The organism is Lysobacter stagni, assembly GCF_030053425.1.
Lineage (GTDB): Bacteria > Pseudomonadota > Gammaproteobacteria > Xanthomonadales > Xanthomonadaceae > Lysobacter_J > Lysobacter_J stagni.
The window spans coordinates 1,546,651-1,572,869 of sequence record NZ_JASGBI010000001.1 but is presented as its reverse complement, the minus strand read 5'-3'; the positions used below and the strand labels follow the sequence as shown (position 1 = coordinate 1,572,869).

Here is a 26,219-nt window from a genome sequence, read left to right as displayed (position 1 = left end):
CGCATTGCCCCCCCGGAAACGACAACGGCGACCCGGAGGTCGCCGCTACCGAAACGCCGGGCCCGATCCCGCGCCGTGCGCGGGCCGGGCGATGCCTCACTTCACGCCGTGCATCAGGCGCTGCACCAGCGGTGCGATCAGGAACAGCAGCGCGCCCGGGATCACCAGCGCCCAGAAGCCGAAGGTGTAGCCCGACAGCGCCGACTGAACGTTCATGCCGGTCTCGCCGCTGACATGGCTGGCGAAGATGCCCGACAGGTTGTTGCCGATGCCCGTCGACAGGAACCAGCCACCCATGCCGAAGCCGACCAGGCGCACCGGTGCCAGCTTGGTCACCATCGACAGGCCGATCGGCGACAGGCACAGCTCGCCGACGGACTGGATCCAGTACACCGCGAACAGCGTCCAGAACGGGATCTTCAGCGACTGCGGATCGACCAGGGTGGACAGCGCGAACATCAGCAGCAGGAACGCCAGGCCATTGAAGATCAGGCCGAGGCTGAACTTGCGCGGGATCGACGGGTTGTGGCGACCCATCTTCACCCAGATCCACGCGATGATCGGAGCGAGCGTGATGATCGCGATCGAGTTGACCGACTGGAACCAGCCCACCGGGAAGATCCAGTTGCCGAAGTCGCGGTTGACGATCTTCTCGGCCAGGAAGCTGAAGGAGCTGCCGGCCTGTTCGAAGAAGCACCAGAACAGCACGTTGAACGCGAAGATGATCAGCATCGCGATCACCATGTCGCGCTGGCGCGGACCTTCGCGGATGCCTTCGACCAGCAGCAGTCCCGACAGCACCAGGAACATCGCGGTGAGGACCCACTGCAGCGAATCCGCGCCCAGGCTGAGCAGGAAGTAGATCGCGGGGATCGCAACGATGGCGCCCAGCGCGGTGATCGCCAGGCGGGTACGGCTTTCGCTGCCAACCGGCGGAAGGCCGATGCCCTGCAGCTGGCGGCGGCCGATCCAGAACCACACCAGGCTGATCAGCATGCCGATGCCGGAGGTGATGAACACCACCTTGTAGGTCGGCATCCCCGCTGAGCCGAACACGTTCTCGGCGAACCAGCCGGTGATCAGCGGCGAGATCATCGCGCCCAGGTTGATGCCCATGTAGAACAGGGTGAAACCCGAATCGCGGCGCTCATCGCCCACGGCGTAGAGCTTGCCGACCATCGTGGAGATGTTGGGCTTGAACAGGCCGTTGCCCGCGATGATGGTCGCCAGGCCGAACTTGAAGACCTCCTGGTTCGGCATGGCGATCATGAACAGACCCGCCGCCATGATCGTCGCGCCGAGCAGGATCGAGCGCTGGTAGCCGATGATCCGGTCGGCCACGTAGCCGCCGAAGATCGCGGCCGCATAGACCAGGGCCAGGTAGGCGCCGTAGAGCTGGTTGGCCGGCGTCTCGCCGGTGCCGCTGCCGCCGTAGAACTGGGCGACGATGTAGAGCACGAGTGCCCAGCGGATGCCGTAGAACGCGAAGCGCTCCCAGAACTCCGTCATGAAGAGCATCCACAGGGGCCGCGGATGGCCCATGGTCTGCGGGAAGTCGGGAATCGGCGCGCTCGTGGGCGCGGGTGCTGCGGTTCCGCTCATGCGGTGTCCCCCGTGTGGATCGAAATACTGGCAAATGAAAACCCACGCCGGGTGGCACGGGACCGGGGAGATTTACCCGGCGGTGTCCATCACGTCAAACCTGTGTGAAGACCGCAGAAGTGTGCTGCGCCGCACCATCAAAGATGAATGGGCGCATGCGACCCGTCAGGGCGGCGCAGAGGCGCTCGCCATCGCCGTCGCCAGCAATCCCGGGAAATCCCGGTGGGCGCCCCGCAGCCGGTCCTGTGCCTCGGCCAGGGTGCACCAGCGCAGCTCCGCGTGCTCGGCCAGGTTGGTCGGTGCTCCCTGCCAGCGCACAACGCGGTACAGCCGCAGCCGCCACGGCTCCGGCGCATCGCCCGCCAGCACGCCGAGGTAATGCATCTCCATCGGGGCGATGCCGAGCTCTTCCTGCAGTTCGCGGTGAAGCGCCTGCTCGCCGCTCTCGCCCGCCTCGACATGCCCGCCGAACACGTCCCATGCGCCGGCCAGCCAATCGCAATCGTCGCTGCGCCGGCCCAGCAGGATCCGCCCTTCGCTCACCAGCAACGCGCCGACGCAGTCGTGCACGCGCGGCGCCATGGCATCACTTCGCCGGCGGCGCGCCGTAGCTGCCGCCGGCGCCGATCATCGTGCGCACGTCGAACAGCTCAGGGAAGAACGTCAGCTCCAGCGCCTGCTTGAGGAAGCCCACGCCGCTGGAACCGCCCGTGCCGCGCTTGAAGCCGATGATGCGCATCACCGTGCGCATGTGGCGGAAACGCCACAGCTGGAACTGGCTTTCCAGGTCCACCAGGTCCTCGCACAGGTGGTAGGCCTCCCAGTACGCGTCGGTGTCCTCATAGATGCGTTCGAACACCGGCAGCAGTTCGGGATCGGCCACGTGCGCGTGCGACCAGTCGCGGTCCACATGGTGCGCCGGTACCGCGTGTCCATGCCGCGCCAGGTAACGCAGCACTTCGTCGTACAGGCTCGGCGATTCCAGCACCTCGCGCAGGCCGGCCTCGGCCTTGGCGTCGTGCGAGAACACCTTGAGCATGGCGGCGTTCTTGTTGCCCAGCAGGAATTCGATGGTGCGGTACTGCAGCGACTGGAAGCCCGACGACGGACCGAGGATCTCGCGGAACTCCATGTATTCCGACGGCGTCAGCGTTTCCAGCACCGACCACATCTCGGTGAGCTGGCGCAGGATGTTCTTGCAGCGCGCGAAGATCTTCTGGCACTCGCCCAGCCGGTCCTCGCGCAGGTGCGCGATGGCGGCCTTGAGCTCGTGGATCATCAGCTTCATCCACAGCTCCGCGACCTGGTGCTGCACGATGAACAGCAGCTCGTCGTGGTGCGGCGGATTCGACAGTCGCTGCTGTGCCGACAGCAGGGTGTCGAGCTGGAGGTAACCGGAATAGCTCATCCGTCCCGAGAAGTCGGTGTGGATGCCGGTTTCCAGTTCGCGCTCGTTCTTCTCGACCGTCATTGCAGGCTCGCGGTGCGCCGGATCGACCCGGCTGGGGGGCCAAAAGGGTAGCGCATCGGGGCGGTCACCCGCCTGCAACACGGCCCCCGGAGGATTCGGGCACACTCAGCCGGTCCGCGACAGGGGCGTTGGCGGACCTAACAACGGGGAAGACTATGGATACGGTCATGGGCCGCCGCGCGGTCGCGTTGTTGTCTTTCGTTCTGCTGGCGTGGGCCGGCACCTCCCAGGCGCAGGTCGTCATCAGCCAGGTCTATGGCGGCGGTGGCGGCGGTACGGCCGTCTACGCCAACGATTACGTCGAGCTGTACAACCGCGGCGCCACGCCGGTATCGCTGGCGGGCATGTCGGTGCAGTACGCCAGCGCCACCGGCACCGGCAACTTCAGCGGCGTGGCCGTGCTGCCTGCGGCGACGGTGCAGCCAGGCAAGTACTTCCTGGTCGCGATGAGCGGCGGCAGCGCTGGCGCTCCCCTGCCGACACCTGACGCGACCGGTCCGGCGGCGATGTCGGCCACGGCCGGCAAGGTCGCGCTGGTGAACTCGGCTTCCGCGCTGGCCTGCAACGGCTCCAGCACGCCGTGCTCGGCCGCACAGCTCGCGCTTATCGTGGACCTGGTGGGCTACGGCAACGCCAACTTCTTCGAAGGCGCCGGCCCCGCGCCCACGCTGAGCGCGGCCACTGCCGCGCTGCGCAACAACAACGGCGCCAGCGACACCAACGGCAATAACGCCGATTTCACCGCCAGCGCACCGGCGCCGCGTAACAGCGGCTCCACGCCGGTTGATCCCGACCCGGCCACGCCGCTCACCATCGCGCAGATCCAGGGCAACGCGCTGCGTTCGCCGCACGAGGGCGAGCGCGTGGTGACCGAAGGCATCGTCACCGCGGTGAAGTTCAACAACGGCTTCTTCCTGCAGAGCGCCAACGAAGACGGCGACGCGTCCACCTCCGACGGCGTGTTCGTCTTCACCAGCAGCGCGCCGCCCGCCGCGGCCGCGGTGGGCAACCGCGTGCGCGTCACCGGCGAGGTCGAGGAGTTCGTGCCGGCCTCCAACGTGAACCAGCTGACCATCACCGAGATCACCGGGCCGACGGTGGAGCTGCTCGACACCGGCGCGGCACTGCCGCCCGCGATCGAAGTAAGCGCGAGCGATCTGTCGCCATCGGCCACGCCAGGCACGCTGGAGCGGTTGGAAGGCATGCGCGTGAGCGTGGCGCAGGCCATCGTGGTCGGTGCCGCCGAAGGCCGCATCGACGAGGACGACGCCACATCCACCACCGATGGCGTGTTCTACGTGACGCTGCCGGGCGTGCCCACGCCGTTCCGCGAACCGGGCATCGGCGTGATGGATGCCGCGCTGGCCACGCTGCCGGCAGGCAAGAATCCGCCGCTGTTCGACACCAACCAGGAACGCCTGATGGTCCGCAGCCGCGGCCAGGTCGGCGCGGGTGCGATGTCGGTGGACGTGGGTGCGCAGGTCGCCGGGTTGCTCGGCGTGCTCGACTACTTCGCAGGCACGTGGGCGTTGTTGCCCGACACCGCCACGCCGCCGACCGCGAGCGGTGGTCGCCTGCCGCAGGCGGTCAACGACGCGGACTACGATGAAGTCACCATCGGCGGCTTCAATCTGCTGCGTTTCTTCGACGAAGTGAACGACAGCAACGGTGCCCCGACCATCAAGCCCGAAGCCGTCGACAAGCGTCTGAGCAAGACGGCCGGCGCCATCTGCGACTACCTGAAGACGCCGGACATCCTCGGCGTGGTGGAAGTGGAGAACCTGCGCGTGCTGGGCATGCTGGCCGAACGCATCAACAGCAGCTGCGCCCGCTCGCCGGGCTACGTGCCGTACCTGTCGCAGGGCAACGACATCGGCGGCATCAACGTCGGCTTCCTGGTGTCCACGCGCGCATTGGGTGCCGGTGTGTCGCGCGTCGAAGTGGTGGACGTGGTGCAGTTCGGCAAGGACGCCACGCTGCCCAACCCCGACGGTTCCACCAGCCTGCTCAACGACCGTCCGCCGCTGCGGCTGCGTGCCCGCGTGCACCAGGACAATGGCGCGACGTATCCGGTGACGGTGATCGTCAACCACCTGCGTTCGCTGACCGACATCGATGCCGTCACGCCGGGCAGCAACGGCTGGAGCACCGACGGCGCCCGCGTGCGTGCCAAGCGCGGAGCGCAGGCGGCGTACCTGGCCGCGCTGGTCCAGTCGCTGCAGCAGAGCAACCCGGGCGAGAAGATCGTGCTGGTCGGCGACTTCAACGCCTTCGAGTTCAACGACGGCTATGTCGACGTGCTCGGCGTGATCAAGGGAGACGAAGCGCCGGAAGACCAGGTGCTGACCTGGGTCGACAGCCCGCTGACCACGCCGCTGATCGACGGTTCGGAACTGATCGCCGATCCCGCGCAGCGTTACTCGTACGTGTTCGGCGGCAGTGCGCAGACGCTCGACCACGTGCTGGTCAACGAAGCGCTGGTGCTCGGCGCGAGCACGGTGAGCGTGGAGCACGCTCGCATCAATGCCGAGTTCGGCGTCGACCACTTCGGCGACACCTCGGTGCCGCTGCGCGTGTCCGACCACGATCCGGTGCGCGTGCGCATCCGCGTTCCGGAGTTCCGCAGCGCGAACCTGTCGGTGACCGCCTCGGGTTCGCCGGCCTCGCTGCGCGCCGGCGACGTCGCGACCTGGACGGCCTCGGTAAACAACGCCGGGCCGAACGCGGCCGACGGTACCGCCGTGGCCTTCGCCTTCGATGCCAACCTCGCGCCGAGCGTGGACGTTCCGGCCGGCTGGAGCTGCGCCGCGCCGGTGCAGGACAACGGCACGACCACCGTGGCGTGCACGCTGGCCTCGCTGCCCACGCAGGGCAATGCCACGTTCACCCTGCACGCCGCGATGCCCGCGCTGCCGAACGGCACCGTGGTGCACATGGCAGCGGCGGTGCGTTCGCAGACACGCGACCCGTCCAACGGCGACAACGACGCCGTTGCTCAGGTCACCGTGGTCACCTCGGCCGACCTGTCGGTGCGCATCGAAGGCGGTGTGCTGCCGGTGCGAAAGGGCGCGATTGCGACCTTCCTGGTGCCGGTGCGCAACGCCGGTCCCGATGCCGCGGATCAACCGACGCTGGTGCTGGAAGGCAACGTGGCCGTATCGGCCGCCGCGGTGGCAGCGCCGGCCGGCTGGAGCTGTTCGCGGGCCGCGACCCCGGCCGGCTTCCGTGCCCAGTGCGCGCGCAACGGTTCGATGACCACGGGAACACAATGGCTGGCGTTCGCCATCGTGGTGCCGGACCGCCCGAAGGCAGGCACCGAGCTGGAGTTCAGCGCGCAGGCCGGTTCGGCCACGCCGGATCCGGACCTCGCCAACAATCGCGACACGTTGCGCGTCGCGATCCGTCGCTGACACCGGACGACACCGGAAGGGCGCGGCTTTGGCCGCGCCCTTTCCGTTTCGGGAAGCCCGCATTCATCCGCGATCCATACCGCTGCGTGCGGGGTTCGCATAGCGTCTTTTCGGCAAAGTTGCATGCCGCAGCGCGCAACGATCCTTGACACCCCCTTGGGTATCATCGACGCCACAGCGCGTCGGCGCGGGCCTTGAAACAGGCCCTCCGCGGACGCCGCGGAGCCAGGTCGGACACGTTCCGGCCCAGCCCTCCGAACGGTCCCCGCCGGCACTGGATCCGGGACGGCGGCCGGTTCGGCCCCTGCCATTCCAGCCAGGATCTTCCGATGACGGTCGCCGCGACCTTCGAAATCGAATACCTCCAGTACCTCGGCACCGACGGCAAGCCCGTCGCCGAGCTGCCGGCCGCCTTCCGTGATCCGAAGGCGCTGCTGCCTCTGTTCAAGCAGATGCTGTTCGTGCGCACCTTCGACAGCAAGGCCATCGCGCTGCAGCGCACCGGCAAGCTGGGCACCTACGCCAGTTGCCTGGGGCACGAAGCCACGCACGTGGGCATCGGTGCATCCATGCAGCCCGACGACGTGTTCGCGCCCAGCTACCGCGAGTACGGCGCGCAGTTCATGCGCGGCGTGCTGCCGCGCGAAGTGCTGCTGTACTGGGGTGGCGACGAGCGCGGCAACGATTTCTCCGGCCCGAAGCAGGACTACTCGTGGTGCGTGCCGATCTCCACGCAGTGCCTGCACGCTGCCGGCGCCGCGCTGAAGTTCAAGCTGATGAAGCAGAAGCAGCTGGCCGTGGCGTGCTGCGGCGATGGTGGTTCGTCGAAGACGGACTTCTATGCGGCGCTCAATTCGGCAGGCGCGTACCAGCTGCCGCTGATCCTGTGCGTGGTCAACAACGGCTGGGCGATTTCCGTGCCGCGTTCGGCGCAGACCGGCGCCAAGACGCTCGCGCAGAAGGGCCTGGCCGGTGGCCTGCACTGCCTGCAGGTGGACGGCAACGACCTGATCGCCGTGCTCGAGGGCATGCGCCGCGCCAGCGAGCGCGCACGCAGCGGCGAAGGCGGCAGCGTGATCGAGTTCATGACCTACCGCCTGCACGACCACACCACCGCCGACGACGCGCGCCGCTACCGCAACGAAGACGAGGTGAAGGACGCCTGGACCCGCGAACCGATCGCGCGCCTGCGCACCTACCTCACCGCGCAGGGCGTGTGGAGCGAGGAAGAAGAGAAGGCCTGGGCCGAGGAATGCGGCAAGAAGGTGGACGTGGAGATCAACGCCTACCTCGAGACGCCGGTGCAGCCGGTCGAAGCCATGTTCGATTACCTCTACGCCGATCCGCCGCCGGACCTGCTGGCGCAACGCGCGTTCGCGCTCGCACAGGAGGGCCGCTGATGAACGTCGAGGACAAGAAGAAGATCGACGCCGCCAAGGCGGCGACGCCGACGGCCATCACCCTGATCGAGGCGATCACGCAGGCGCTCGCCTACGAGATGCGCGTCGACGACAAGGTGCTGGTGCTGGGCGAGGACGTGGGCGTCAACGGCGGCGTGTTCCGCGCCACCGCCGGCCTGCAGCAGCAGTTCGGCCCGGAACGCGTGCTCGACACGCCGCTGGACGAAACCACCATTGCCGGCCTCACCGTGGGTCTGGCGTCGCAGGGCATGAAGCCGGTCGCCGAATCGCAGTTCGACGGCTTCGTGTACCCGATGGTCGATCACATCATCTGCCACGCCGCGCGCTTCCGTTACCGCACGCGCGGTCGCCTCACCTGTCCGATGGTGCTGCGCGTGCCGTGGGGCGGTGGCATCCGCGCGCCGGAGCATCACTCCGAAGCCAACGAAGCGATCTTCACCAACGTGCCGGGCCTGCGCGTGGTGATGCCGTCCTCGCCGGCACGCGCCTACGGCCTGCTGCTCGCCGCCATCCGCGATCCGGATCCGGTGATCTTCATGGAGCCCAAGCGCATCTACCGCCAGTACAAGGAAGTGGTGCCCGACGACGGCGAGGCGCTTCCGCTGGACGTGTGCTACGTGCTGCGCGACGGCACCGACGTCACGCTGGTGACCTGGGGTGCGCAGGTGAAGGAATCGCTGGAAGCGGCGGAGAAACTCGCGGCGGAAGGCATCAGCGCCGAAGTCATCGACGTCGCCACGCTGCGTCCGCTCGACTTCGACACCATCGCCGAATCGGTCAGCCGCACCGGCCGTTGCGTGATCGTGCACGAAGCGCCGAAGACGGCCGGCTTCGGTGCCGAGATCGCCGCGCGCCTCGCCGAGGAGTCGATGTTCGACCTGCTCGCGCCGGTCGAGCGCGTCACCGGCTACGACACGCACATCCCGCTGTTCCGCCTGGAAATGAAGTACCTGCCCAGCGTGGACCGCATCGTCGCGGCGGCCAAGCGGACCCTCGCGGCGGGCTGACCATGCCGCATGCGCGCGTCGTCGTCGCCCACCGCGCCCCGGAGCGGCCACCGCTCCGGGTGGCGCCGGGCGACCCGGTGATGCTCGGCCACCGCGACACCGACTGGCCGGAATTCGTCTGGACCACGATCGCCGAAGGCCATGAAGGCTGGGTACCCGCCCACCTGTTCGATCGCGAACACGGGCCGGCCACCGCGATGGCCGACTACGACACGCGTGAACTCGACGCCAGGGCCGACGAAATCCTCACCCTGCACTATGCGCTGGCACAGTGGTGGTGGGCCGAGAACGCGCTGGGCGTACAGGGCTGGATTCCGGCGCGCTCCCTGGAACTTCTCGACGACAACGACGGCGAGGACGCATGAGCGACCCCCGCAATGCCACCGGCGCGGTGAACCTGGACGAGAAGCTCGCGACGTTCTCCGAATGCTGGTCGCCGCGCGTGGTCGCGCGGATGAACGACGTCGAGTTCAAGCTGGTGAAGATGCACGGCGACTTCGTCTGGCACTCGCACGCCGATACCGACGAGGTGTTCCTGGTCGTGAAGGGCGAGATGGAGATCGGTTTCCGCGACCGCAACGTACTGCTGCGCGAGGGCGAGATGTTCGTGATCCCGCGCGGCGTCGAACACATCACCCGCGCCCGCGAGGAATGCCACGCGCTGATCGTCGAACCACGCGACGTCGTCAACACCGGCGATGCGGGCGGCGAGCTCACTGCCCGCAACGACGTGTGGGTCTGAACACACCGGTCGCCCGGCACCGCCGGGCGGTCACGAAACATCACGCATTCCAACGAGACAAGACGGTATGACGACCAAGAAGACCTTCCTGCTTCCCGACCTCGGTGAGGGCCTGCCCGACGCGACCATCGTCGAGTGGTTCGTGAAGGAGGGCGACACGATCCGCCTGGACGAGAATCTGGTCTCGATGGAAACCGCCAAGGCCGTGGTCGAAGTGCCCTCGCCCGTATCGGGCAAGGTGCTGAAGCTGTCGGGCGGGCCGGGCGACGTGATCGTCACCGGCAAGATGCTGGCCGAGTTCGAGATCGACCCTTCGTTGCCGCAGCGTGCCGAAGGCCAGGACACCGGCCACCACCACGGCACCGGCAGCCATGCGCCGGACGATGGCGACAAGGTGGTCGCCTCCGACGACGGCGGCTCGATCAGCGCGGCGGGCGAGTCGGTACCGAAGGGTGAAGCGCGTGCGGATTCGGGCACGGTGGTCGGCGCGATGCAGAGCTCCGACGCCGTGCGCAGCGAACAGGCCGTGGCCGTGGGCGGCGTGAAGGCGATGCCGGCCGTGCGTGCGCTGGCGCGCAAGCTCGGCGTGGACCTGGCGCGCGTGCGCGCCACCGGTGGCGACGGCGTGGTGACGATGGACGATGTGAAGCGCGCCTCTGCAGACGGCTCGGCGAAGGCCGGCGCGGCGCCGGTCGCCCGTGCGGCAGATCGCGCCGTGGCGGCGCCCGCGCCCGCGCCGTCGGCACCGGCGCGCAGCACGTTGTCCCAGGCTGGCAAGCCGATACGCACGCAGCCGCCGGGCGCAGGCGCCAGCGGCCAGCCCGAACAGCTCAAGGGCGTGCGCCGCAACATGGCGCGCGTGATGGCCGACGCGCATGCCAAAGTCGTTCCGACCACGCTCTGCGACGATGCCGACCTGCACGCCTGGCTGGGCAAGCAGGACATCACCGCGCGCCTGGTGCGTGCGATCGTCGCCGCGTGCAAAGCCGTGCCCGCGCTCAACGCCTGGTTCGACGGTGAGAACCTCAGCCGCACGCTGCATCCGCACGTGGACATCGGCATCGCGGTGGATACCGAGGACGGCCTGTTCGTTCCGGCGCTGCGCAATGCCGACATGCTCGACGGCGCCGGCGTGCGCGGCGCGATCCATCGCCTGCGGGCACAGGTCGAGGACCGCACCATTCCGCCGAGCGAACTCAGTGGCTACACCATCTCGCTGTCGAACTTCGGCATGTTCGCCGGCCGCTACGCGACACCGGTGGTCGTGCCGCCGTGTGTCGCCATCGTCGGTGCGGGCAAGCTCAGCCACGACGTCGTCGCGGTGATGGGTGGCATCGAAGTGCACCGTCGCATGCCGATCTCGCTGACGTTCGATCACCGCGCCTGCACCGGTGGCGAGGCAGCGCGTTTCCTCAAGGCCCTGCTGGACGACATGGCTCTTCCGAACTGATCACCGCACCGTATCGCTGCTGACAGGACCCTGTCAGCAGCGCCGGTGCAGTCTGAGAACGTCACCAGAACAGGAGCGTTCCATGGCTCACCGTAGTCGCCTTGCCGGCTTCATCATCGACTGCAACACGGACAACCTGGACGCCGCCGCGGACTTCTGGGCGCAGGCGCTGGGCGTCACCATCGCCGATCGCAACGCCGGCGACGAGACCTGCGAGTACCAGCAGTTCGGCGACACGCCCGGCGATCTGTACATCGAAGTGCAGAAGGTCTCGCACCCCTCGCGCGTTCACCTGGACATCGAGGCCGACGACATCGACGCCGAAGCCGACCGCCTGGAAAAACTCGGCGCGAAGAAGGTCGCGTTCGTGAAGCGCTGGTGGGTGATGGAAGCACCGACCGGTCAGCGCTTCTGCGTGGTGCGCATGAAGAATCCGGAGCTGCGTTCCACACCAAACGAGTGGGTGTGAGGCGCCATGCCGTCATCCCCGCGAAGGCGGGGATCCAGGCTTGCATGCGTCACCGCCTTCGAAGGACAGGACTGCGCCGGGTCCATGGCTCCCCGCCTTCGCGGGGATGACCGCAACGCAAGCAACACCTCGCTTGGAGAAAACGGTCACGGGCGCAGTGCCGCGCAGGCGGCCTGCCTCACCCGTGATGCAGCGGCGTGTCGTCCACCACCACGCGATTGCGGCCAGTAGCCTTCGCACGATAGAGCGCCTGGTCGGCACGGTCGAACACCTGCTCGGACCAGTCGCGCGTCGGTTCGCCCGACGCCAGCCCGATCGACACCGTCAGCGAGAACGGCAACGGCGCCAGCGCGATGCGGTTGCGGATGCGCTCGGCCACCTGCACCGCGGATGCGAGGCGCGTGTCCGGAAGCAGGATCAGGAATTCCTCACCGCCGTAGCGCACGGCGATGTCGCGCTCGCGGATCGAGGCGGCCACCGCATCGGCGACGGCGCGCAGCGCGCGGTCGCCGAGCAGATGTCCGTGCCGGTCGTTGACGTCCTTGAAGTGATCCACATCCAACAACATCAGCGTGTACGGCGATTGCTGGAGCTGCCGCATGGCGTCGGGGTTGTCGCGCAACTGCGCCAATGCAGCGCGATTGAGCAGACCCGTCAATGCGTCGTGCGTGGCACTGTGCTGCAGCAGGGCGTTGCGACGCTGCAGGTCGGCGTGTGCGTCCTCCAGCCGTTGCGCGAACGCTTCGCGTTCGGACAACAGACGTCGCTGTTCCATCGCGTAACGGCGCAGTTCCAGCAGATGCTGCGTCTGCCGCGCGAGCACCTCGAGTCCTTCGCGCTGCCCTTGCGTGAGGGTACGCGGCTTGCTGTCGAGCACGCACACCGCGCCCAGCGGTTGGCCGTCGGGGCTGAGCAATGGCACCCCGGCGTAGAAGCGCAGCGGATCGCCATCGATGCGCAGCGACGAAGCCGGCAGACCGGACTGCGCCAGATCGTCGATCACCAGCGTCGTTCCGGGATTGCGGATGGCCTGGTCGCAGATGGCTTCGGCCCGCGGCGTTTCGCGTGTATTGAGGCCGATCTGCGCCTTGAACCACTGCCGCTCGTGATCGATCAGCGAAATCGCCGCAGCCGGCACGTCGCACAGCGTGACCGCCAGCCGCACGATGTCGTCGTACGCCTGTTCGGGAACGGTATCGACCACGCCATACGCATCCAGCGCGGTTTGTCGTCGCGCTTCATCGGCAGCTGGCGGCGAGAGGGTGCGGACGGCGGACATGGGGTGGGCTGAAAAGGCCGCTCAGGCTACTCCCCAGCCTTGGGGCAACCTGTGATGCAAACCACAGGTGCGTCGTTCCGCGACGGTCGGTTCAGCCGGTGGTGTGCGCTCAGCGAACCTGAACAGGGCGGGAGGCCCGATTCTGGCGGGCCAGCCAGACTTCCAGCCCCTGCGCGTTGAGCTCGATGTCGACGCCCAGCAGCGCGCGCACGTCATCCGGCGAAAGCGGGCAGCCATGCGCCTTCGCCCGCGAAATGTACAACCCGGTCAGGGCGGTGACCAGCCATGCGTGACGGTCCTCCCGCGCGTCCGCCGCGACGGCGAGCGCGACCATCGCATCGATCTGATCCACCAGGTCCACGGCCAGCCGCTGCACTTCGTCGACCCGACCGAAATGCGTGAGGTACATCGCCTGCGGATCGCGCGCGAGCAGCGTGGCGATGGACTGCTTCAACGGTTCCGGCTCGAACTGCACAGGCGAGGTCGTGGGAATCACGAACGGCGCGCCGTCGTCGTTGTCGAACTCGCGATAGGACAGGCCGAAGGTGTCGCCAGTGAACCAGCTACGGCTGCGCTCATCCCACACGCACAGGTGGTGGCGCGCGTGGCCGGGCGTATCGATGCACAGCAACGGCCGCCCGGCGAGTTCGATCGTGTCACCGTCTTCCACCACGCGCACGCGTGCTTCGTCGATCGGAAGGATTTCGCCGTAACTGCGCGCGATCTCTTCCTCCCCGTACACCGCGGTGGCACCGGCGACGAGCTTTTCGGGATCGATCATGTGCGGCGCGCCACGCGGATGCACGGCCAGTCGTGCGTTGGGCAGCCGGCGCATCAATGCACCGGCACCGCCCGCATGGTCCAGGTGCACGTGCGTGAGGATGAGCCAGTCGACATCGCCCGGCTGCAGTCCGTGTGCGGCCAGGGCGTCGAGCATGGCAGGAATCGAATGTTGCGTGCCGCAATCGATGAACGCACCGCGGCCGTTCTCTACGATCAGGTAGGCCGCGTCGAAACGCGGACGCTGGAAGCCGGTGTCGATGGTGACGATGCCGTGCGCGTCGCTCATGGAGTCCGATATCGCTGCGAAAGACGTAGCCGCAGTCTAGACCGCAGCGCCGCGGGCGGCGATTCGGCTTTGGTCGCAGCGCGCGTCAGGGATGTCGGCGAAGCCAGCGGCGACGCACGAAGAACGCCGTGGTCAGCACCGCCAGGAACACGCCATAGCCCACCGCCGTGGCGAGGATCTGTTGCCACATGCGCCCGTAGCCCGGGTCCGCATGGGCGTGCGACCAGTACAGGCTCAGCAGGAATGCGGTGAACGCCAGCAGCAGCGCGGTGCCGTCGAACAGCTTGCGCGCCGTGTGGCGCGGGCGCCGCGGGAACATCCAGTACAACACGCCAAGAATGGCGAACCACGGCAGGAAGAGGATCAATGCCAGGTTCAGCTCGACCAGTGGGTTCATGCGTCCTGTGCCGCGAACTGCGCCAGTGCTTCGACGATCTCCGCCAGCTCCGCACCTTCGTGCAGATGGCCAATGAGTTCGTCGCCCAGGTGCACGGCGCCGGCCGCAGCGTGATGCAGCGATGCGCCGCCTTCCTGCTTCAACCGCGCGATCAACTGGCCGGCGGTGCGTGCGGAGTCGTGCCCGATGCTCTGCAGCAGCACGCGGTCGCCATCGACCAGTTTGAAGTAAAAGCGGCCGTCGCCCTCACGGTACTGCTTGAACGCAGGCAAGGCGCTGGTCTTGGCGGCCTTGCGGGACGCGCCCACCTGCACCTGCGACAGATCGCGCAGGCCCACGGCCGCGCGCAGCGTCGCCAGCGTCGGCTGTGCGTAGCGTTCGCGCAGGCGGCGCGCGCCGTCGCGCAGGATCGATTCGAGCTCGGCCGGACGTGAGATCAGCGCGTCGTAGCGTTCGCGCAGCGGCGCGACCTCGCGGTCGATGCGCTCGAACAGCGCCTGCTTGGCCTCGCCCCAGGCGATGCCGTCGGCGAAGGCCTGGCGCATGGCCGCGGTCTCCTCGTTCGTGGCGAAGGCCTGGTAGAGCTGGAAGACGTTGGATGTCTCGGCATCCTTCGCCTCGCCCGGCGCGCGCGAGTCGGTGACGATGGAGTAGATGAGCTTCTTCAGCGTCTCGCGCGGGACGAACAACGGGATCGTGTTGTCGTAGCTCTTGCTCATCTTGCGGCCGTCGAGGCCGGGCAGCGTGGCCACGTTCTCGTCGATCACCGCTTCGGGCAGTGCGAAGTGTTCGCCGTAGAGATGGTTGAAGCGCTGGCCGAAATCGCGCGCCATCTCGATGTGCTGGATCTGGTCGCGCCCAACCGGCACGCGGTTGGCGTTGAACAGCAGGATGTCCGCGGCCATCAGCACCGGGTACATGAAGAGGCCCGCGCTGACGCCGGCATCGTCGTCTTCGCCGACCTCGCGATTCTTGTCCACCGCCGCCTTGTAGGCGTGCGCGCGGTTCAGCAGGCCCTTGCCCGCCACGCAGGTCAGGAACCAGGTCAGCTCCTGCACTTCCGGCACGTCGCTCTGGCGGTAGAACCACACCTTGTCCGGCTCCAGTCCGCACGCCAGCCACGTGGCTGCGATCTCCAGCGTGGAGCGCTGCACGCGGGCCGGATCCTGCACCTTGATCAGCGCGTGGTAGTCGGCCAGGAAATAGAAGCTCTCCACGTTCGGATCGCGGCTGGCAGCGACGGCGGGGCGGATGGCGCCGACGTAGTTGCCCAGGTGCGGAGTGCCCGAGGTGGTGATGCCGGTAAGGACGCGAGTGGGGCTCATCGACGCTTTGACGCTGGAAAACGGCCCCACAGTGTACCCGCCCGCAACCCCGCGCCCCCTCCTCGCACGTTCGACCGGGTGTCCCCTTCCGGAGGCTGCCCGATGAAGCACACCCTGCCCTGCCTGATCGCCTTCTTACTCATCCTGGCCATCCCTCCCGCATGGGCCTCGCCACGGGTGGACCTGGCCGTCGTCGATCGCGCCAGCGGCCAATGGATCGCGTCCATGCGCCATCGCGGCCAGCAGTGGATCGAAGGCGAGCCCGGACGTTCGTACGCCATCCGGCTCACCAACACGACCGGTCGACGCGTGCTGGTGGTGCTGTCGGTGGACGGCGTCAATGCGATCACGGGCGAGACAGCGGCCAGCGCGCAGACCGGTTATGTGCTGGAACCGTGGCAGTCCACGCAGGTGGAGGGTTGGCGCAAATCGATGCGCCAGGTGGCCCGCTTCGTGTTCACCGACCTCGCCCACAGTTACGCCGCCCGCACCGGACGACCGGACAACGTGGGTGTCATCGGAGTGGCGGTGTTCGAAGAGGCGCGGCCATCCATGTGGGAGCCACCCGTGGCTTACGAAAGCCGGGACGATGCCGCCCGTGCATCATCCGCCGCGCCAGCACGCGAGGAATCCCGTGCGCAGTCCATCGGCACCGGGCACGGCCCGCGCGAATGGTCGCCCGCGCAGCGCACGGAATTCGTCCGCGCCAGCACGACGCCTGCGGAAACGACGGAGCTTCGCTATGACGCATACGATGCGCTGGTGGCGCGCGGAGTGATTCCCCGCCCCTACCGCGTCGCGAGCGATCGCCCGCGCGCATTCCCGGCGGAGTTCGTTCCCGATCCGCCGGGTGGTGATTGGTGACCCCTTCATAGCTATCGGCGCACGCCGGTGTGGCGGACGGCCACACCATCGCCACTCTTCCCGGCGTGCGCACCGCGTGCTTCAGCTACTGCGATTCAAACGACTCAGTTCAGGGATTTCTCGAAATCGCGGACTTCCTTCTGTGCGCGGTCGCGTTCCCAGCCATACCGCTCCTGCAGCTTGCCGGCGAGGTATTCGGCGTTGCCTTCGGCCACGTCGAAATCGTCGTCGGTCAGATCGCCCCAGCGCGCCTGGGCACGCCCCTTCAGCTGCGTCCACTTGCCGGCAATGATGTCTTTGTTCATCCGTTGCGTTCCTCTTCTCGTGGCGGTTGCATGCGGTGATTGATCCGCCCGAACAGGTTCGCAATCGATGCATTCGCGCGCGGTCGCGATTGCGTTAGTCGCGGTTTGATGTCGGTGAACGCGTCATTCATCGTGTCGCGCGCACGAACAAAAAAGGAAAGGCCGGATTGCTCCGGCCTTTCTCTTCACATCCTACGGCACGCTCGAATCAGCACTTGCCGTCCTTGCAATCCTCGGCCTTGGTTTCGACCTTCTCGCCGGCCTTCTGCACGTCCTTGCCGGCGCCCGCCATGGTGTTGCAGGCGCTCAGGGTGCCCATCGAAAACAGGGCGAGCAGCAACAGAGCCATCAAACGCTTCATGAAATCCTCCTCGACTCGGTGAAACCACGTGAATCCGCCATGCGGCGTCGCGACTGCATCTGACGCGACCGCGCGTGAAGCCGGGGTGGATGGGTGGAAAACCGATTCAGCGGAAGTTTCGTCGCTCAGTTGAGCTGCAGCGTCGCATCGCCCGAGAAGGTTTCCAGGGTGATGTCGCCATCGCCGTTTCCATAGCGATGCTCGAAGCTCGAGCCCGGGCCGTGCTTGGGCCGGATGATCTCCGCGCCCGGCGCGCGCAGATCACCGCTGAAGCTTTCGCCACGCACATTGGCCGACACGTTCCGTGGCAGGCTGAGGTCAAGATCGCCGCTGACGCTTTCCAGCGAGATGCGTCCGTTATTGGCCAGGCCCGTGTCGATGCGGATGTCGCCGGACACGGTGGAGCCGGTGACCTTGGTGGGACGGCTCTGCAGCACGCCGACGTCGATGCGGCCGGACACGGTTTCCACGGCGATCTCGCCATCCATGCGTCCACGCAGCATGAGATCGCCGCTGACGGTCTCCGCGCTGACGCGATTGCTGTTGATGGTCAGGTTGAGGTCACCGCTCACCGCATCGAAGTCGGCTTCGCGCGGAGCGGCCGCAACGGTGACGTCGCCGCTGACGCTGTCGACGGACAGCTCGTTCGAGGCAACGCCTTCCACACTGACGTCGGCGGAGACCACGTCGATATCCAGGTCCGCGCGCAGCGGGACCATCAGGCGCAGGTCGGTGGGTTCGCTCTTGTCGGAGTTGCCGAACATGCCCATGCCGCCGCGGTTGGGATACCGCACGCGCACGCTGAGGTGTTCTTCGTCGCCTTCGACCTCAAGGCGCTCCACGCCCGCGCCGAGGCTGCCTTCGATCTTCACTTCGGGGCGATCCCACGCCTTCACCACGACGCTGCCCTTGACGTTCTCGACCTCGACCCGGCCGCGGGGATCCAGCGGGCGCGTCTCGTTGATCGGAGTGGCCGCAAAGGCGCTGTGCGCCGTCAGCAGGGCCAGGCCGAATGCGAGGCGTTGGATATGGACGCGGGTCATGAAGTTTCTCCGGAGCTGCATTGGTTCGGTGGAAGCGAAGGGTCGGGTCGTGGGGTTGAGGGAAACCATCAGGCGTAGGCGACGCGTTGCGCAAGTGCGAGTCGGCGCGCGTACGTCCGGCGGAGTTGTTCGAGCAGCAGGCGCGAGTCGGGGTTCTGCGACAGCGCGGTGAGGATGATCTGGGCGTTGCGGTCCAGTTCGTCGAAGGTGGGTTGCAGTTCGGCCGGCGGTTGCCCGGCGCCCATCTCCTGGATCGCGGCCTGGTACTGGCGCGTCATGCCTTCGGCCTCGCGCTGCACCAGGGTGGCGCGCACAGGGGCGTCCGCGGTGGGCGTCACCGAACCGCGCCACAGACCGACCGAACCCACGGCGAGCACCAGCGTCGCGGCCAGCGCCACCGGCGTGAGCCAGCGCGGACGCGGCGGCGCCATGCGCTGCGGCTGCGACTGCAGGCGCGCGGCGATGTCGGGCCACAGATCGCGTGCCGGTGGCGTGTCGCGACGCTGCGCGCGCAGCTGCCAGCGCAGCGCATCGGTCAGTTCGTTCTTGCCGTCGATGTCGTGGTCGTTCGTGGTCATGCCTGTTCTCCCAACCGGGCACGCAACAGGGTGCGCGCGCGATGCAATTGCGCTTTCGAGCTGCCGACCGCCATGCCGAGCTCGGCGGCGATCTCCTCGTGCTTCCAGCCTTCGACGTCGTACAACACCAGCACCGCGCGCGCCCGCGGCGGCAGACTGGCGACGGCACGCTCCAGATCCATCGACAGGGCCGTGGTATGGCCGGCCGAGTCGGCGCTGCCGAGCAGGTCGAAGACGTCCTCGTCCGAATCGCCCTCGTCCTGCGGGCGGCTGCGCCGGCTGCGCAGCTCCATCAATGCCGTGTTGACCGCGAGGCGGTGAAGCCAGGTCGAGAATGCCGATTCGAAGCGGAACGCCGGCAGCGCCTGCCATGCCCGGACGAAGGCTTCCTGGGTCAGGTCCTCGGCGCGCGCCCCTGCCCCGCCGACGAGGCGGGCGATGACGCCGTGCACCCGACCGGCATGACGGCGATAGAGGTTCTCGAAAGCCCCCATCTCGCCGCGCGCGGCGGCTGCCACCAGGCTGCGCTCCTCGCTACCGTCCTCGGTCGCGACGGGAATGTCGGTCAGGCTTTCGGTCACAAGGGTCAGCATAGTGGCTCTGATGCGCCGGGGCGGCGGGGGGTTTAAGCAGGGCCTGGGCGTGCCGGCATTCGGGTTTCCGGGGCCCAGACGGCACGAAGGCCGGCAAGGCCGGCCTTCGATGTGCTGGATGTGGCGGCAGCCGTCAGCTGCTGGCCTTGTCCTCGACCTTCTGTCCGAGCTTCTTCACGTCCTTGCCGAGGCCTTCCATGGTGTTGCAGGCAGTGAGCGTGGCCACGGAGAACGCGGCGAGCAGCAGCAGGGCAACGAAACGCTTCATGTTGTCTCTCCGGAGACGTGATCGGTAATGGCGCAAGGATCGCACGCCCGCCCCGCGCCCGCACCCTGCCGGGTGGCCCGCCGGGCGTGATGTCAGCCGCAATTCAGACCGGCCGGCATCGGCTTCAGTCACGCATCAGGGTCGACTTGCCGAACAGGCTCTCGACCAGGTCCACGGCCAGCCTCGCCGTCCGGTTGCGCTTGTCGATGATCGGGTTGAGCTCGACGATGTCCAACGAGGCCATGCGCCCCGTGTCGGCGATCATCTCCATCACCAGCTGCGCCTCGCGGTAGTTGGGGCCGCCCGGCACGGTCGTGCCCACGCCGGGCGCGATGCTGGGATCGAGGAAATCGACGTCGAAGCTGACGTGCAGATGCGTGTTGTCGTCCACGCCTTCCAGCGCTTCCTCCATGACGCGCTTCATGCCGATCTCGTCGATGTAGCGCATGTCGTAGACGTCCAGGCCGTACTCCTGCACCAGCCGCTTCTCGCCCTCGTCGACGGAACGGATGCCGATCTGGCGGATCTCCTCGGGGCGGATCGCGGGTGCTTCGCCGCCCAGGTTGGTCAGCGCGTCCGGGCCCAGGCCGCACAGACACGCGACCGGCATGCCGTGCACGTTGCCCGACGGCGTCACCTGGCTGGTGTTGAAGTCGGCGTGCGCGTCCAGCCAGAGGATGCGCAGCTGCTTGCCGGTCGCGCGGCAATGGCGCGCGACGGCGGTGATCGAACCCAGGCCCAGGCAGTGGTCGCCGCCCAGCAGGATCGGCAGGCGGCCTTCGTCGAGTTCGGCGCCCACCGCGTCCATGACCGCGCGGTTCCACGCAACCACTTCCGGCAGGTGGCGATAGCCGTCCACCGGCTTCTGCCACGGATTGCGCGGACCGTCGAGATTGCCGCGGTCGATCACATCGACGCCGCGCTTCATCAGCGCCTCGCCCAGTCCTGCGATGCGCAGCGCTTCGGGCCCCATGCGCGAACCGCGATGGCCGGCGCCCACGTCGGTCGGGGCGCCGATCAGCGACACCGGAGGAATGGTTCGACTCATCGCATGGGCATCCTGTCTGGTGCCGGCAGTCAGAATCGAACTGACGACCTACCGCTTACAAGGCGGTTGCTCTACCAACTGAGCTATGCCGGCGAAGAGACCATTCTAGCCTGCGGTGCCGCGCACGCCCATGTCAGCGCACGCGCGTGCATTCCAGCGGCCGGGTGGGCACGAGCACCGCGGCTTCGACGCGGGCGGGATCGAACTCGGGCTTGGCCACCAGATCCAGCCACAGGCTCAGGCGGCCATCGCCCAGCGCTTCGGCGCGTGCCGGGAAGCCGGCCGCGACCAGGCTCTGCGCGCGACGCTGCGCGGTGTCCTCGTTGCGATAACGACCCAGCGCGATGGAGTTGGCCTCGCTGCCCTGGCGCACGATCATCAGATCATTGAAGCCCGCGGCGGAGATGCGGTCCGCGGTGGCCTTGGCCGCTTCGGGCGTCGCGGCCGCCGGCACATAGACTCGCCAGCCGCGCGCGGTGCCGGCGCGCTGTTCGCGTGGCACCACACGGGTGGACACGGCCATCAGCAGCTCACGTGCGTGCTGGGCGGCAGCTTCGTCGTTGAAGGGACCGACGCTGTAGCAGCGCACGCTGGCATCGTGCGGCTCGCTGAGCGAAGGCACGGCAGGCGCAGTCGCTGGCGTGGCGACCACTGGCGCGGCGGGTGCGGGCGCACTCGGCGCCGCAGGTGCGGATATGGGTGCGGGTGCCGGCGCAGGCTTGCGTGCCTCACTCACCAGTTGCAGGCGCGCCACGCCCAGCGGTGGTTCGACCGCGGCCGGCAGCGGTGCCGGCGCGCGCAGCGTCCACCAGGCGGCGACGCCAACATTGATTACCAGCAGCAGGACGACCAGGGCGCGTACGAGCATGGAGGCGATTCTAAGCGGCGGTCTCGACGGCCGCCCACTGCGCGAGCCCTTCGAGCACCAGCGTTGCGACCCCGGTCGCGTTGGGCAGGTGGTCGATCAGGTCCTGCGAACCGCCGCCGTGGACGAACAATGCGGGCTCTTCGCCCAGCCGCGCGCGTGCTTCGTCCAGGCTGCGCGCGACCAGTGCGATGCCCGCCCCTTCGCAGCCGGAGGCGAGCGCGTCCTCGGTGTCGTCGGCGAATTCGGTGTACCGCCCGCCGTCTTCCGGCAACTGCGGCGCGCGTGCATGCAGCACCTCGCGCATCAGGGTGGGCGACGGCGCGATGCGCCCTCCCAGGTGCCGCCCTTCCGCGTCGATGAGGTCGATGGTCAGCGCGGTGCCGACCCCGCACACCAGCGCCGGCCCCTGCGCGCGTGCATGCGCTGCCACCAGCGCAAGGAAGCGGTCCACGCCCAGCTTGCGTGGGTCGCGGTAGGCGATGCGCACCGGTCCGAAACGCGCCTGCGTGCGCGCGATGGAAATGCGCCCGCAGCGCGCCGCCAGCGCCTGCAGCACGGCCACGCGCAGGCCTGGCTGGGCCACGCTCGCCAGGTACGCGACCTCGATGCGGTCCGGCAGGTGCTGCGCCATGGCGGCAGCAACGTCTTCTTCGCGGTGCGGCAGCGCGATGGCCTCGCCGACGCGAGCACCGTCGAGCAGCGGCGCACACTTCAGCCGCGTATTGCCCAGGTCGAACAACCACGCACTCATGCTGTCGCTGCGCTCCGCACGCTGACTTCCCCCGAATGGAACGGTCGCTCCTGGCCATCCTCGGTCCGCACGCGCAGTGCGCCGTCGTCGGCCAGCCCCAGCGCGACGCCGTGCAGCGTACCGGTCGGAGCGTGCACGACCACGGCGCGGTCCTTCAATGCGTCCAGCGCGGCGTAGCGCGGATGGAACGGCGCCAGGCCGTGCGTGTCGAATTCGTCCAGTGCCGGCAGCAACCGCCCAAGCACGGCTGCGGCCAGCGCGTTGCGGTCGGGCGCGCGGCGCGGTGCGGACAGACCGGTGAGATCGCACCAGGGCTGGTCGATCGCCGCCGCCACGGTCGCCGGCATGCGTACGTTGATTCCCAGCCCCATGACCGCGCGGGCGGGGCCGGCGTGTTCGCCGCCGCCTTCCACCAGGATCCCGCCCAGCTTGCGCAGCCCATCATTTCTCACAACGACCAGATCGTTCGGCCATTTCAGACGGACGCCGTCGAACCCCAGTTCGCCCAGCGCTTCGGCGGCTGCGATTCCCACCACCAGACTCAAACCGCCGAGCCGGGCCAGGCCGGCGCCGAACTGGCGGGATACCGACAGGTACAGGTGGGCCGCCAGGGGCGAGGCCCATTCCCGGCCACGCCGTCCGCGACCGCCGGTCTGGCGCTCGGCCAGCAGCACCCGGGCGCCCCGATCCGGGGCCGGATGGCGAAGCAGCTCGCTGTTGGTCGAATCCAGGGTCCAGGCCACGTCCAGGGCCGACAGCCCCTCGGCGGCTACGGGGGGAAGGCCCTTACGGATGACATCAGCGTCCAGCAGGTCCATGGGGGCGGCCAGCACATAGCCGCGACCGGCCTTGGCCTCGATCGGCACGCCCGCCTCACGGAGGGCGCCGATGCGCTTCCAGATCGCCGCCCGCGTCTGGCCGCTGTCGCGCGCGAGGGCATCGCCCGAGGCGGGACCGGCGATGAGTCGCTGCAACAGCGCGCGCTCGTCCATCAGCCCGGGCATCGGCAAGGGGCTCGACGGGCGGCGCGGTAAGGCCAGGAGCGACGGGTTTTCATGCGCGGATTATGCGGTAGCCGCACCCGCCGACGAACGGTCGCGCCTGGAGCGCCATGTCCGCGCAGGGCCGCGGAATGCCGCTTCCGGGACACCCGACCGTCACGAATCGGCGGGACGATGGCGGGGCGCGGCGAAGCGTTGCAACGTTTTGCCCCGCACACGCATCGATACGAGATGATGCGTCTGCAAGGCGCGCCGTCCGGACCGACGGTCGCCGACCGGATTTCCCAGGCCGGCGGCCCCGCCCGAACAAGGAGAGTTGCTGCAATGCACCACCCAGCCGTCCGGCCGACGTCCCGTATTCGCGCTATAGTTCAGTCTTGCCCGGGGTGCGCCCCGGGTTCGTCCGAGGATTCCGCCATGTTCCGGATCTGCCTGTGCCTGCTGATCGTGGTCGCCAGCTCGACCGTAGCTGCGCGCGAGATCAAGCTCAGCTCCGCCAACAGCGGTAGCTGCCCGGAATCGGCCGCGCTCGTTCGCGAAACGCCGCGCGCGACCCCTCACGCCACCGCACCCCAGCGCGAAGCGAAAGCCCGCCCGACGGTGCATGGCGATGCCACCGGCCCACGCATGCAGTCGCCGCGCTGGCATAGCTTCCTGCCGGGTATGTTCCGCTGATTTGCGATTGCGGGCTGCACGCGTTTGCTAGGCCTGTTCCGGCGCCTGCGGCGCGAGCCCGCTTCGATTCCCGATGACGTCTGGCAAGGCGCGCATGCGCTTGTGCCGTGGCTGCGCGCCCTCGATGCACCCCGCGACGCGCGCCTGCGCGAGCTGACAGCGCGCTTCCTGCACGAAAAGGCCATCACTCCGGTCGGCGAACTCGTCCTCGACGGAGTGCAACGCTGCAGCCTCGCCGCCCTGTGCTGTCTGCCGTTGATCGAGTTCGGCCGCGAAGGCCTGCGCGGCTGGTCGCAGCTGATCGTCTATCCCGATGCCTTTCGCGTCGATCGCACGCATGTCGATGCGGCCGGCGTGCTGCACGAATGGGAAGACGAGCTGATCGGCGAAGCCTGGGATCAGGGCCCGGTGATCCTGTCATGGGCCGATGTGCTGGCCGACTGCGAGGATCCGCGCGCCGGGTTCTGCGTGGCGGCACACGAGATGGCGCACAAGATCGATGTGCTCGATGGCGTGCTCGACGGCACGCCACCGCTGCCGCGCCCATGGCAGCGCGAGTGGGCGCGCGATTTCCAGACGGCGTACGACGCACTGGCCAAACAGGTCGATGCAGGTCGACGCACGACCATCGACGGTTACGCCGCCGAGGCTCCGGAAGAGTTCTTCGCCGTCGTCACCGAGTACCACTTCAGCGATCCGCGCTCGCTGCGCAAGGCGATGCCCGAAGTCGCCGCACACCTGCAGCGTTTCTACGGCCCGTCGCCGTTCGCGTAACCGCGCACCCGCGGCCGATCACAGACCCGGCGGCAGCACCACTTCGAAATGCGCGCCGCCCAGTTCCGGCGAACGGCTGACATCGAGCGTACCGCGGTAGCTGCGCACCACGTCCTGCACCGTCGCCAGACCGATGCCGTGCCCCTGCACTCGCTCATCGCCGCGCACGCCGCGTTGCAGGACCAGGTCGATCTTGTCCTCCGGCACGCCGGGGCCGTCGTCGTCCACCGCCAGGAACAGGCCCGGTCGGCGATTGGGCGCGATCTCGCCTTCCTTCACCGTCAGCAGCACGCGCGAGCGCGCCCATTTGAAGGCGTTCTCGAGCAGATTGCCCAGCACCTCCTGCAAGTCGCCCGGCTCGCCGTAGAACTTCACGCCGGCGTCGATGTCGAACTCGCACAGGACGCCCTTGCTGGCGTAGATCTTCTCCAGGCTGCGCACGATCTGGTCGGCGTAGGGTTCGATCTCGACCGGAGCGGCGAACAGCACGTGGCCCGATCGCGCCGCGCGTGCGAGCTGATACGACACCAGGTCGTTCATGCGCCGCACCTGCGTGTCGACTTCTTCGCGCAGCTCCGGTGCGCTGACGTCGGTCTCGCCCACGCGCGCGCGCAATACCGCCAGCGGCGTTTTCAGGCTGTGTGCGAGGTCTGCCAGCGTGTTGCGCTGGCGGTCGAGGTTCTCGCGCTCGCTCTCGATGAAGGCGTTGATGCTTTCGGTCAACGGTTCCAGCTCGCGCGGATGGCGTCCGCTCATGCGCGAAGCCAGGCCACGCTGCACGCGCTTGAGTTCGTCGATCACGCGCCGCAGCGGACGCAGGCTCCAGCGCAGGATCACGGCCTGCAGCAGCATCAGGATGAGTCCGGCGCCGCCGAGGTAACGCCACAACGCCTGGCGGAACACGCTGACCTGCCGGCTCAGCGCGGTGGTGTCTTCCAGGATGTAGATGGTGTACGGAAACTCGGAGCGCGCATCGTCGCCACCGGCGCTCCAGATCAGTCCGCGTCCGTAGCGGTAGGCTTCGCCCGGCTGGCCGCTGATCTCGGTGATCGGCAACGGCCCCTCGAAGCTTTCCTTGTTGGCGGCCAGCAACGTGCCGGCCGGCAATGTCGGCCCCTGCGCGGACATCGAATCCCAGTGCCCGTTCGGCAGCACGACCTCGGCGTACAGGCCGCTGCCGGGACGCTCCAGTCGGGGGTCCACGGTTTCGTAGGGGGGGATGAACTCGCCGTTGCGCGCGAATTCGCCGCCGGCCACGTATGCCAGCGCGAGGCTGCGCAGGCGCTGGCGCATGTTGCTTTCGGCGGTTTCGAGGAACGCCCGGTCCAGTGCGTAGCCGGCCAGCGCCAGGAACGCCACCAGGCCCAGGCTCGCGGCCAGCAACTGGCGCGCCTGGAGCGAACGCGGCTGACCCCAGCTCATGGGCTACGGCCGGTGCGACCGGCGAA

28 protein-coding genes and 1 tRNA gene are annotated in these 26,219 nt (G+C 68.2%); 10 read left to right on the top strand and 19 right to left on the bottom strand.

Annotated elements, in window-relative coordinates:
* Positions 1-96 precede the first annotated feature (96 nt).
* The 3 genes from QLQ15_RS07115 to QLQ15_RS07105 all read right to left on the bottom strand — a co-directional run bounded on the left by QLQ15_RS07115 (position 97) and on the right by QLQ15_RS07105 (position 3,073).
* Positions 97-1,602 (bottom strand): peptide MFS transporter, encoded by a 1,506-nt coding sequence (locus QLQ15_RS07115; protein WP_283212132.1) that lies wholly within the window; start codon positions 1,600-1,602, stop codon positions 97-99.
* Between the two features lie 165 nt (positions 1,603-1,767).
* Positions 1,768-2,184: an NUDIX domain-containing protein gene (locus QLQ15_RS07110; protein WP_283212131.1), complete on the bottom strand. Its 417-nt coding sequence runs from the start codon at positions 2,182-2,184 to the stop codon at positions 1,768-1,770.
* A gap of 4 nt (positions 2,185-2,188) precedes the next feature.
* A complete protein-coding gene (locus QLQ15_RS07105) occupies positions 2,189-3,073 on the bottom strand; it encodes a tryptophan 2,3-dioxygenase (RefSeq protein WP_283212130.1) in 885 nt (294 codons plus the stop codon).
* 167 nt (positions 3,074-3,240) lie between these two features.
* Between QLQ15_RS07105 and QLQ15_RS07100 the strand changes: the two genes are divergently transcribed.
* The 7 genes from QLQ15_RS07100 (at position 3,241) to QLQ15_RS07070 (ending at position 11,572) form a co-directional block, all read left to right on the top strand.
* Positions 3,241-6,483, top strand: coding sequence for a lamin tail domain-containing protein (locus tag QLQ15_RS07100; RefSeq protein ID WP_283212129.1), 3,243 nt, complete (start codon positions 3,241-3,243; stop codon positions 6,481-6,483).
* A gap of 329 nt (positions 6,484-6,812) precedes the next feature.
* Complete coding sequence (gene pdhA, locus QLQ15_RS07095) at positions 6,813-7,883, top strand: pyruvate dehydrogenase (acetyl-transferring) E1 component subunit alpha (RefSeq protein ID WP_283212128.1); 1,071 nt, start codon at positions 6,813-6,815, stop codon at positions 7,881-7,883.
* On the top strand, positions 7,883-8,911 hold the full coding sequence (locus QLQ15_RS07090) for an alpha-ketoacid dehydrogenase subunit beta (protein ID WP_283212127.1): 1,029 nt from the start codon (positions 7,883-7,885) through the stop codon (positions 8,909-8,911). Before pdhA ends, QLQ15_RS07090 begins: the two co-directional genes overlap by 1 nt.
* Before the next feature lie 2 nt (positions 8,912-8,913).
* Positions 8,914-9,276 (top strand): SH3 domain-containing protein, encoded by a 363-nt coding sequence (locus QLQ15_RS07085; protein ID WP_283212126.1) that lies wholly within the window; start codon positions 8,914-8,916, stop codon positions 9,274-9,276.
* The gene (locus QLQ15_RS07080) at positions 9,273-9,653 is read left to right on the top strand and encodes a cupin domain-containing protein (protein WP_283212125.1); all 381 of its coding nucleotides are present in this window, start codon (positions 9,273-9,275) and stop codon (positions 9,651-9,653) included. Before QLQ15_RS07085 ends, QLQ15_RS07080 begins: the two co-directional genes overlap by 4 nt.
* A 67-nt stretch (positions 9,654-9,720) precedes the next feature.
* On the top strand, positions 9,721-11,103 hold the full coding sequence (locus QLQ15_RS07075) for a dihydrolipoamide acetyltransferase family protein (RefSeq protein WP_283212124.1): 1,383 nt from the start codon (positions 9,721-9,723) through the stop codon (positions 11,101-11,103).
* Positions 11,104-11,185: 82 nt separating this feature from the next.
* Entirely contained in the window at positions 11,186-11,572 is a 387-nt protein-coding gene (locus tag QLQ15_RS07070) for a VOC family protein (protein ID WP_283212123.1), read from the top strand.
* A gap of 178 nt (positions 11,573-11,750) precedes the next feature.
* Here the strand turns inward: QLQ15_RS07070 and QLQ15_RS07065 are convergent, their stop codons facing one another.
* From QLQ15_RS07065 to QLQ15_RS07050, 4 genes are all read right to left on the bottom strand, one after another.
* A complete protein-coding gene (locus QLQ15_RS07065; protein WP_283212122.1) occupies positions 11,751-12,851 on the bottom strand; it encodes a GGDEF domain-containing protein in 1,101 nt (366 codons plus the stop codon).
* Positions 12,852-12,960: 109 nt separating this feature from the next.
* A complete protein-coding gene (locus tag QLQ15_RS07060; RefSeq protein WP_283212121.1) occupies positions 12,961-13,920 on the bottom strand; it encodes an MBL fold metallo-hydrolase in 960 nt (319 codons plus the stop codon).
* 85 nt (positions 13,921-14,005) lie between these two features.
* A complete protein-coding gene (locus QLQ15_RS07055; RefSeq protein ID WP_283212120.1) occupies positions 14,006-14,317 on the bottom strand; it encodes a hypothetical protein in 312 nt (103 codons plus the stop codon).
* The gene (locus QLQ15_RS07050) at positions 14,314-15,642 is read right to left on the bottom strand and encodes a tryptophan--tRNA ligase (protein ID WP_283212119.1); all 1,329 of its coding nucleotides are present in this window, start codon (positions 15,640-15,642) and stop codon (positions 14,314-14,316) included. Before QLQ15_RS07050 ends, QLQ15_RS07055 begins: the two co-directional genes overlap by 4 nt.
* A gap of 102 nt (positions 15,643-15,744) precedes the next feature.
* On the opposite strand from QLQ15_RS07050, the gene QLQ15_RS07045 reads away from it, so the two are divergent.
* Positions 15,745-16,506 (top strand): hypothetical protein, encoded by a 762-nt coding sequence (locus tag QLQ15_RS07045; protein ID WP_283212118.1) that lies wholly within the window; start codon positions 15,745-15,747, stop codon positions 16,504-16,506.
* A gap of 104 nt (positions 16,507-16,610) precedes the next feature.
* On the opposite strand, the gene QLQ15_RS07040 is transcribed toward QLQ15_RS07045, so the two are convergent.
* The 11 genes from QLQ15_RS07040 to birA form a co-directional block, all read right to left on the bottom strand.
* Positions 16,611-16,811, bottom strand: a complete 201-nt coding sequence (locus tag QLQ15_RS07040) for a CsbD family protein (protein ID WP_283212117.1) — start codon at positions 16,809-16,811, stop codon at positions 16,611-16,613.
* A 208-nt stretch (positions 16,812-17,019) separates the two neighbouring features.
* On the bottom strand, positions 17,020-17,172 hold the full coding sequence (locus tag QLQ15_RS07035) for an entericidin A/B family lipoprotein (RefSeq protein ID WP_158982695.1): 153 nt from the start codon (positions 17,170-17,172) through the stop codon (positions 17,020-17,022).
* Between the two features lie 125 nt (positions 17,173-17,297).
* Positions 17,298-18,215, bottom strand: coding sequence for a DUF4097 family beta strand repeat-containing protein (locus tag QLQ15_RS07030; RefSeq protein WP_283212116.1), 918 nt, complete (start codon positions 18,213-18,215; stop codon positions 17,298-17,300).
* A 68-nt stretch (positions 18,216-18,283) separates the two neighbouring features.
* Positions 18,284-18,793 carry a hypothetical protein gene (locus QLQ15_RS07025; protein WP_283212115.1) on the bottom strand — a complete coding sequence of 170 codons (510 nt, stop codon included), beginning with the start codon at positions 18,791-18,793 and terminating at the stop codon, positions 18,284-18,286.
* Positions 18,790-19,386 (bottom strand): RNA polymerase sigma factor, encoded by a 597-nt coding sequence (locus tag QLQ15_RS07020; protein WP_283212114.1) that lies wholly within the window; start codon positions 19,384-19,386, stop codon positions 18,790-18,792. Before QLQ15_RS07020 ends, QLQ15_RS07025 begins: the two co-directional genes overlap by 4 nt.
* A gap of 133 nt (positions 19,387-19,519) precedes the next feature.
* Positions 19,520-19,654, bottom strand: coding sequence for an entericidin A/B family lipoprotein (locus tag QLQ15_RS07015; RefSeq protein ID WP_283212113.1), 135 nt, complete (start codon positions 19,652-19,654; stop codon positions 19,520-19,522).
* Positions 19,655-19,778: 124 nt separating this feature from the next.
* On the bottom strand, positions 19,779-20,702 hold the full coding sequence (gene rocF, locus QLQ15_RS07010; RefSeq protein ID WP_283212112.1) for an arginase: 924 nt from the start codon (positions 20,700-20,702) through the stop codon (positions 19,779-19,781).
* Between the two features lie 17 nt (positions 20,703-20,719).
* Positions 20,720-20,795: transfer RNA gene (locus tag QLQ15_RS07005), tRNA-Thr, on the bottom strand.
* 40 nt (positions 20,796-20,835) lie between these two features.
* Complete coding sequence (locus QLQ15_RS07000) at positions 20,836-21,570, bottom strand: SPOR domain-containing protein (RefSeq protein WP_283212111.1); 735 nt, start codon at positions 21,568-21,570, stop codon at positions 20,836-20,838.
* A gap of 10 nt (positions 21,571-21,580) precedes the next feature.
* Positions 21,581-22,321 carry a type III pantothenate kinase gene (locus tag QLQ15_RS06995; protein WP_283212110.1) on the bottom strand — a complete coding sequence of 247 codons (741 nt, stop codon included), beginning with the start codon at positions 22,319-22,321 and terminating at the stop codon, positions 21,581-21,583.
* Entirely contained in the window at positions 22,318-23,313 is a 996-nt protein-coding gene (birA, locus tag QLQ15_RS06990) for a bifunctional biotin--[acetyl-CoA-carboxylase] ligase/biotin operon repressor BirA (RefSeq protein ID WP_283212109.1), read from the bottom strand. Before birA ends, QLQ15_RS06995 begins: the two co-directional genes overlap by 4 nt.
* Positions 23,314-23,739: 426 nt before the next feature.
* On the opposite strand from birA, the gene QLQ15_RS06985 reads away from it, so the two are divergent.
* A complete protein-coding gene (locus tag QLQ15_RS06985) occupies positions 23,740-23,997 on the top strand; it encodes a hypothetical protein (RefSeq protein WP_283212108.1) in 258 nt (85 codons plus the stop codon).
* Positions 23,998-24,030: 33 nt separating this feature from the next.
* The gene (locus QLQ15_RS06980) at positions 24,031-24,771 is read left to right on the top strand and encodes a M90 family metallopeptidase (protein WP_432277847.1); all 741 of its coding nucleotides are present in this window, start codon (positions 24,031-24,033) and stop codon (positions 24,769-24,771) included.
* An 18-nt stretch (positions 24,772-24,789) separates the two neighbouring features.
* Here the strand turns inward: QLQ15_RS06980 and QLQ15_RS06975 are convergent, their stop codons facing one another.
* On the bottom strand, positions 24,790-26,193 hold the full coding sequence (locus tag QLQ15_RS06975) for an ATP-binding protein (RefSeq protein ID WP_283212107.1): 1,404 nt from the start codon (positions 26,191-26,193) through the stop codon (positions 24,790-24,792).
* Positions 26,194-26,219: the final 26 nt, after the last annotated feature.

Bases quoted from the DNA above. Each gene is read 5' to 3' on its own strand.
- QLQ15_RS07080 (WP_283212125.1), top strand. From the start codon at position 9,273: ATGAGCGACCCCCGCAATGCCACCGGCGCGGTGAACCTGGACGAGAAG.
- QLQ15_RS07075 (WP_283212124.1), top strand. From the start codon at position 9,721: ATGACGACCAAGAAGACCTTCCTGCTTCCCGACCTCGGTGAGGGCCTG.
- QLQ15_RS07040 (WP_283212117.1), bottom strand. From the start codon at position 16,811: ATGAACAAAGACATCATTGCCGGCAAGTGGACGCAGCTGAAGGGGCGT.
- QLQ15_RS07050 (WP_283212119.1), bottom strand. From the start codon at position 15,642: ATGAGCCCCACTCGCGTCCTTACCGGCATCACCACCTCGGGCACTCCG.
- QLQ15_RS07070 (WP_283212123.1), top strand. From the start codon at position 11,186: ATGGCTCACCGTAGTCGCCTTGCCGGCTTCATCATCGACTGCAACACG.
- QLQ15_RS07035 (WP_158982695.1), bottom strand. From the start codon at position 17,172: ATGAAGCGTTTGATGGCTCTGTTGCTGCTCGCCCTGTTTTCGATGGGC.
- rocF (WP_283212112.1), bottom strand. From the start codon at position 20,702: ATGAGTCGAACCATTCCTCCGGTGTCGCTGATCGGCGCCCCGACCGAC.
- QLQ15_RS07045 (WP_283212118.1), top strand. From the start codon at position 15,745: ATGAAGCACACCCTGCCCTGCCTGATCGCCTTCTTACTCATCCTGGCC.
- QLQ15_RS07085 (WP_283212126.1), top strand. From the start codon at position 8,914: ATGCCGCATGCGCGCGTCGTCGTCGCCCACCGCGCCCCGGAGCGGCCA.
- QLQ15_RS07020 (WP_283212114.1), bottom strand. From the start codon at position 19,386: ATGCTGACCCTTGTGACCGAAAGCCTGACCGACATTCCCGTCGCGACC.
- QLQ15_RS07015 (WP_283212113.1), bottom strand. From the start codon at position 19,654: ATGAAGCGTTTCGTTGCCCTGCTGCTGCTCGCCGCGTTCTCCGTGGCC.
- QLQ15_RS07100 (WP_283212129.1), top strand. From the start codon at position 3,241: ATGGGCCGCCGCGCGGTCGCGTTGTTGTCTTTCGTTCTGCTGGCGTGG.
- QLQ15_RS07025 (WP_283212115.1), bottom strand. From the start codon at position 18,793: ATGACCACGAACGACCACGACATCGACGGCAAGAACGAACTGACCGAT.
- QLQ15_RS07055 (WP_283212120.1), bottom strand. From the start codon at position 14,317: ATGAACCCACTGGTCGAGCTGAACCTGGCATTGATCCTCTTCCTGCCG.
- QLQ15_RS07060 (WP_283212121.1), bottom strand. From the start codon at position 13,920: ATGAGCGACGCGCACGGCATCGTCACCATCGACACCGGCTTCCAGCGT.
- QLQ15_RS07110 (WP_283212131.1), bottom strand. From the start codon at position 2,184: ATGGCGCCGCGCGTGCACGACTGCGTCGGCGCGTTGCTGGTGAGCGAA.
- QLQ15_RS06985 (WP_283212108.1), top strand. From the start codon at position 23,740: ATGTTCCGGATCTGCCTGTGCCTGCTGATCGTGGTCGCCAGCTCGACC.
- QLQ15_RS07115 (WP_283212132.1), bottom strand. From the start codon at position 1,602: ATGAGCGGAACCGCAGCACCCGCGCCCACGAGCGCGCCGATTCCCGAC.
- QLQ15_RS07065 (WP_283212122.1), bottom strand. From the start codon at position 12,851: ATGTCCGCCGTCCGCACCCTCTCGCCGCCAGCTGCCGATGAAGCGCGA.
- birA (WP_283212109.1), bottom strand. From the start codon at position 23,313: ATGGACGAGCGCGCGCTGTTGCAGCGACTCATCGCCGGTCCCGCCTCG.
- QLQ15_RS07090 (WP_283212127.1), top strand. From the start codon at position 7,883: ATGAACGTCGAGGACAAGAAGAAGATCGACGCCGCCAAGGCGGCGACG.
- QLQ15_RS06995 (WP_283212110.1), bottom strand. From the start codon at position 22,321: ATGAGTGCGTGGTTGTTCGACCTGGGCAATACGCGGCTGAAGTGTGCG.
- QLQ15_RS07000 (WP_283212111.1), bottom strand. From the start codon at position 21,570: ATGCTCGTACGCGCCCTGGTCGTCCTGCTGCTGGTAATCAATGTTGGC.
- pdhA (WP_283212128.1), top strand. From the start codon at position 6,813: ATGACGGTCGCCGCGACCTTCGAAATCGAATACCTCCAGTACCTCGGC.
- QLQ15_RS07030 (WP_283212116.1), bottom strand. From the start codon at position 18,215: ATGACCCGCGTCCATATCCAACGCCTCGCATTCGGCCTGGCCCTGCTG.
- QLQ15_RS07105 (WP_283212130.1), bottom strand. From the start codon at position 3,073: ATGACGGTCGAGAAGAACGAGCGCGAACTGGAAACCGGCATCCACACC.
- QLQ15_RS06975 (WP_283212107.1), bottom strand. From the start codon at position 26,193: ATGAGCTGGGGTCAGCCGCGTTCGCTCCAGGCGCGCCAGTTGCTGGCC.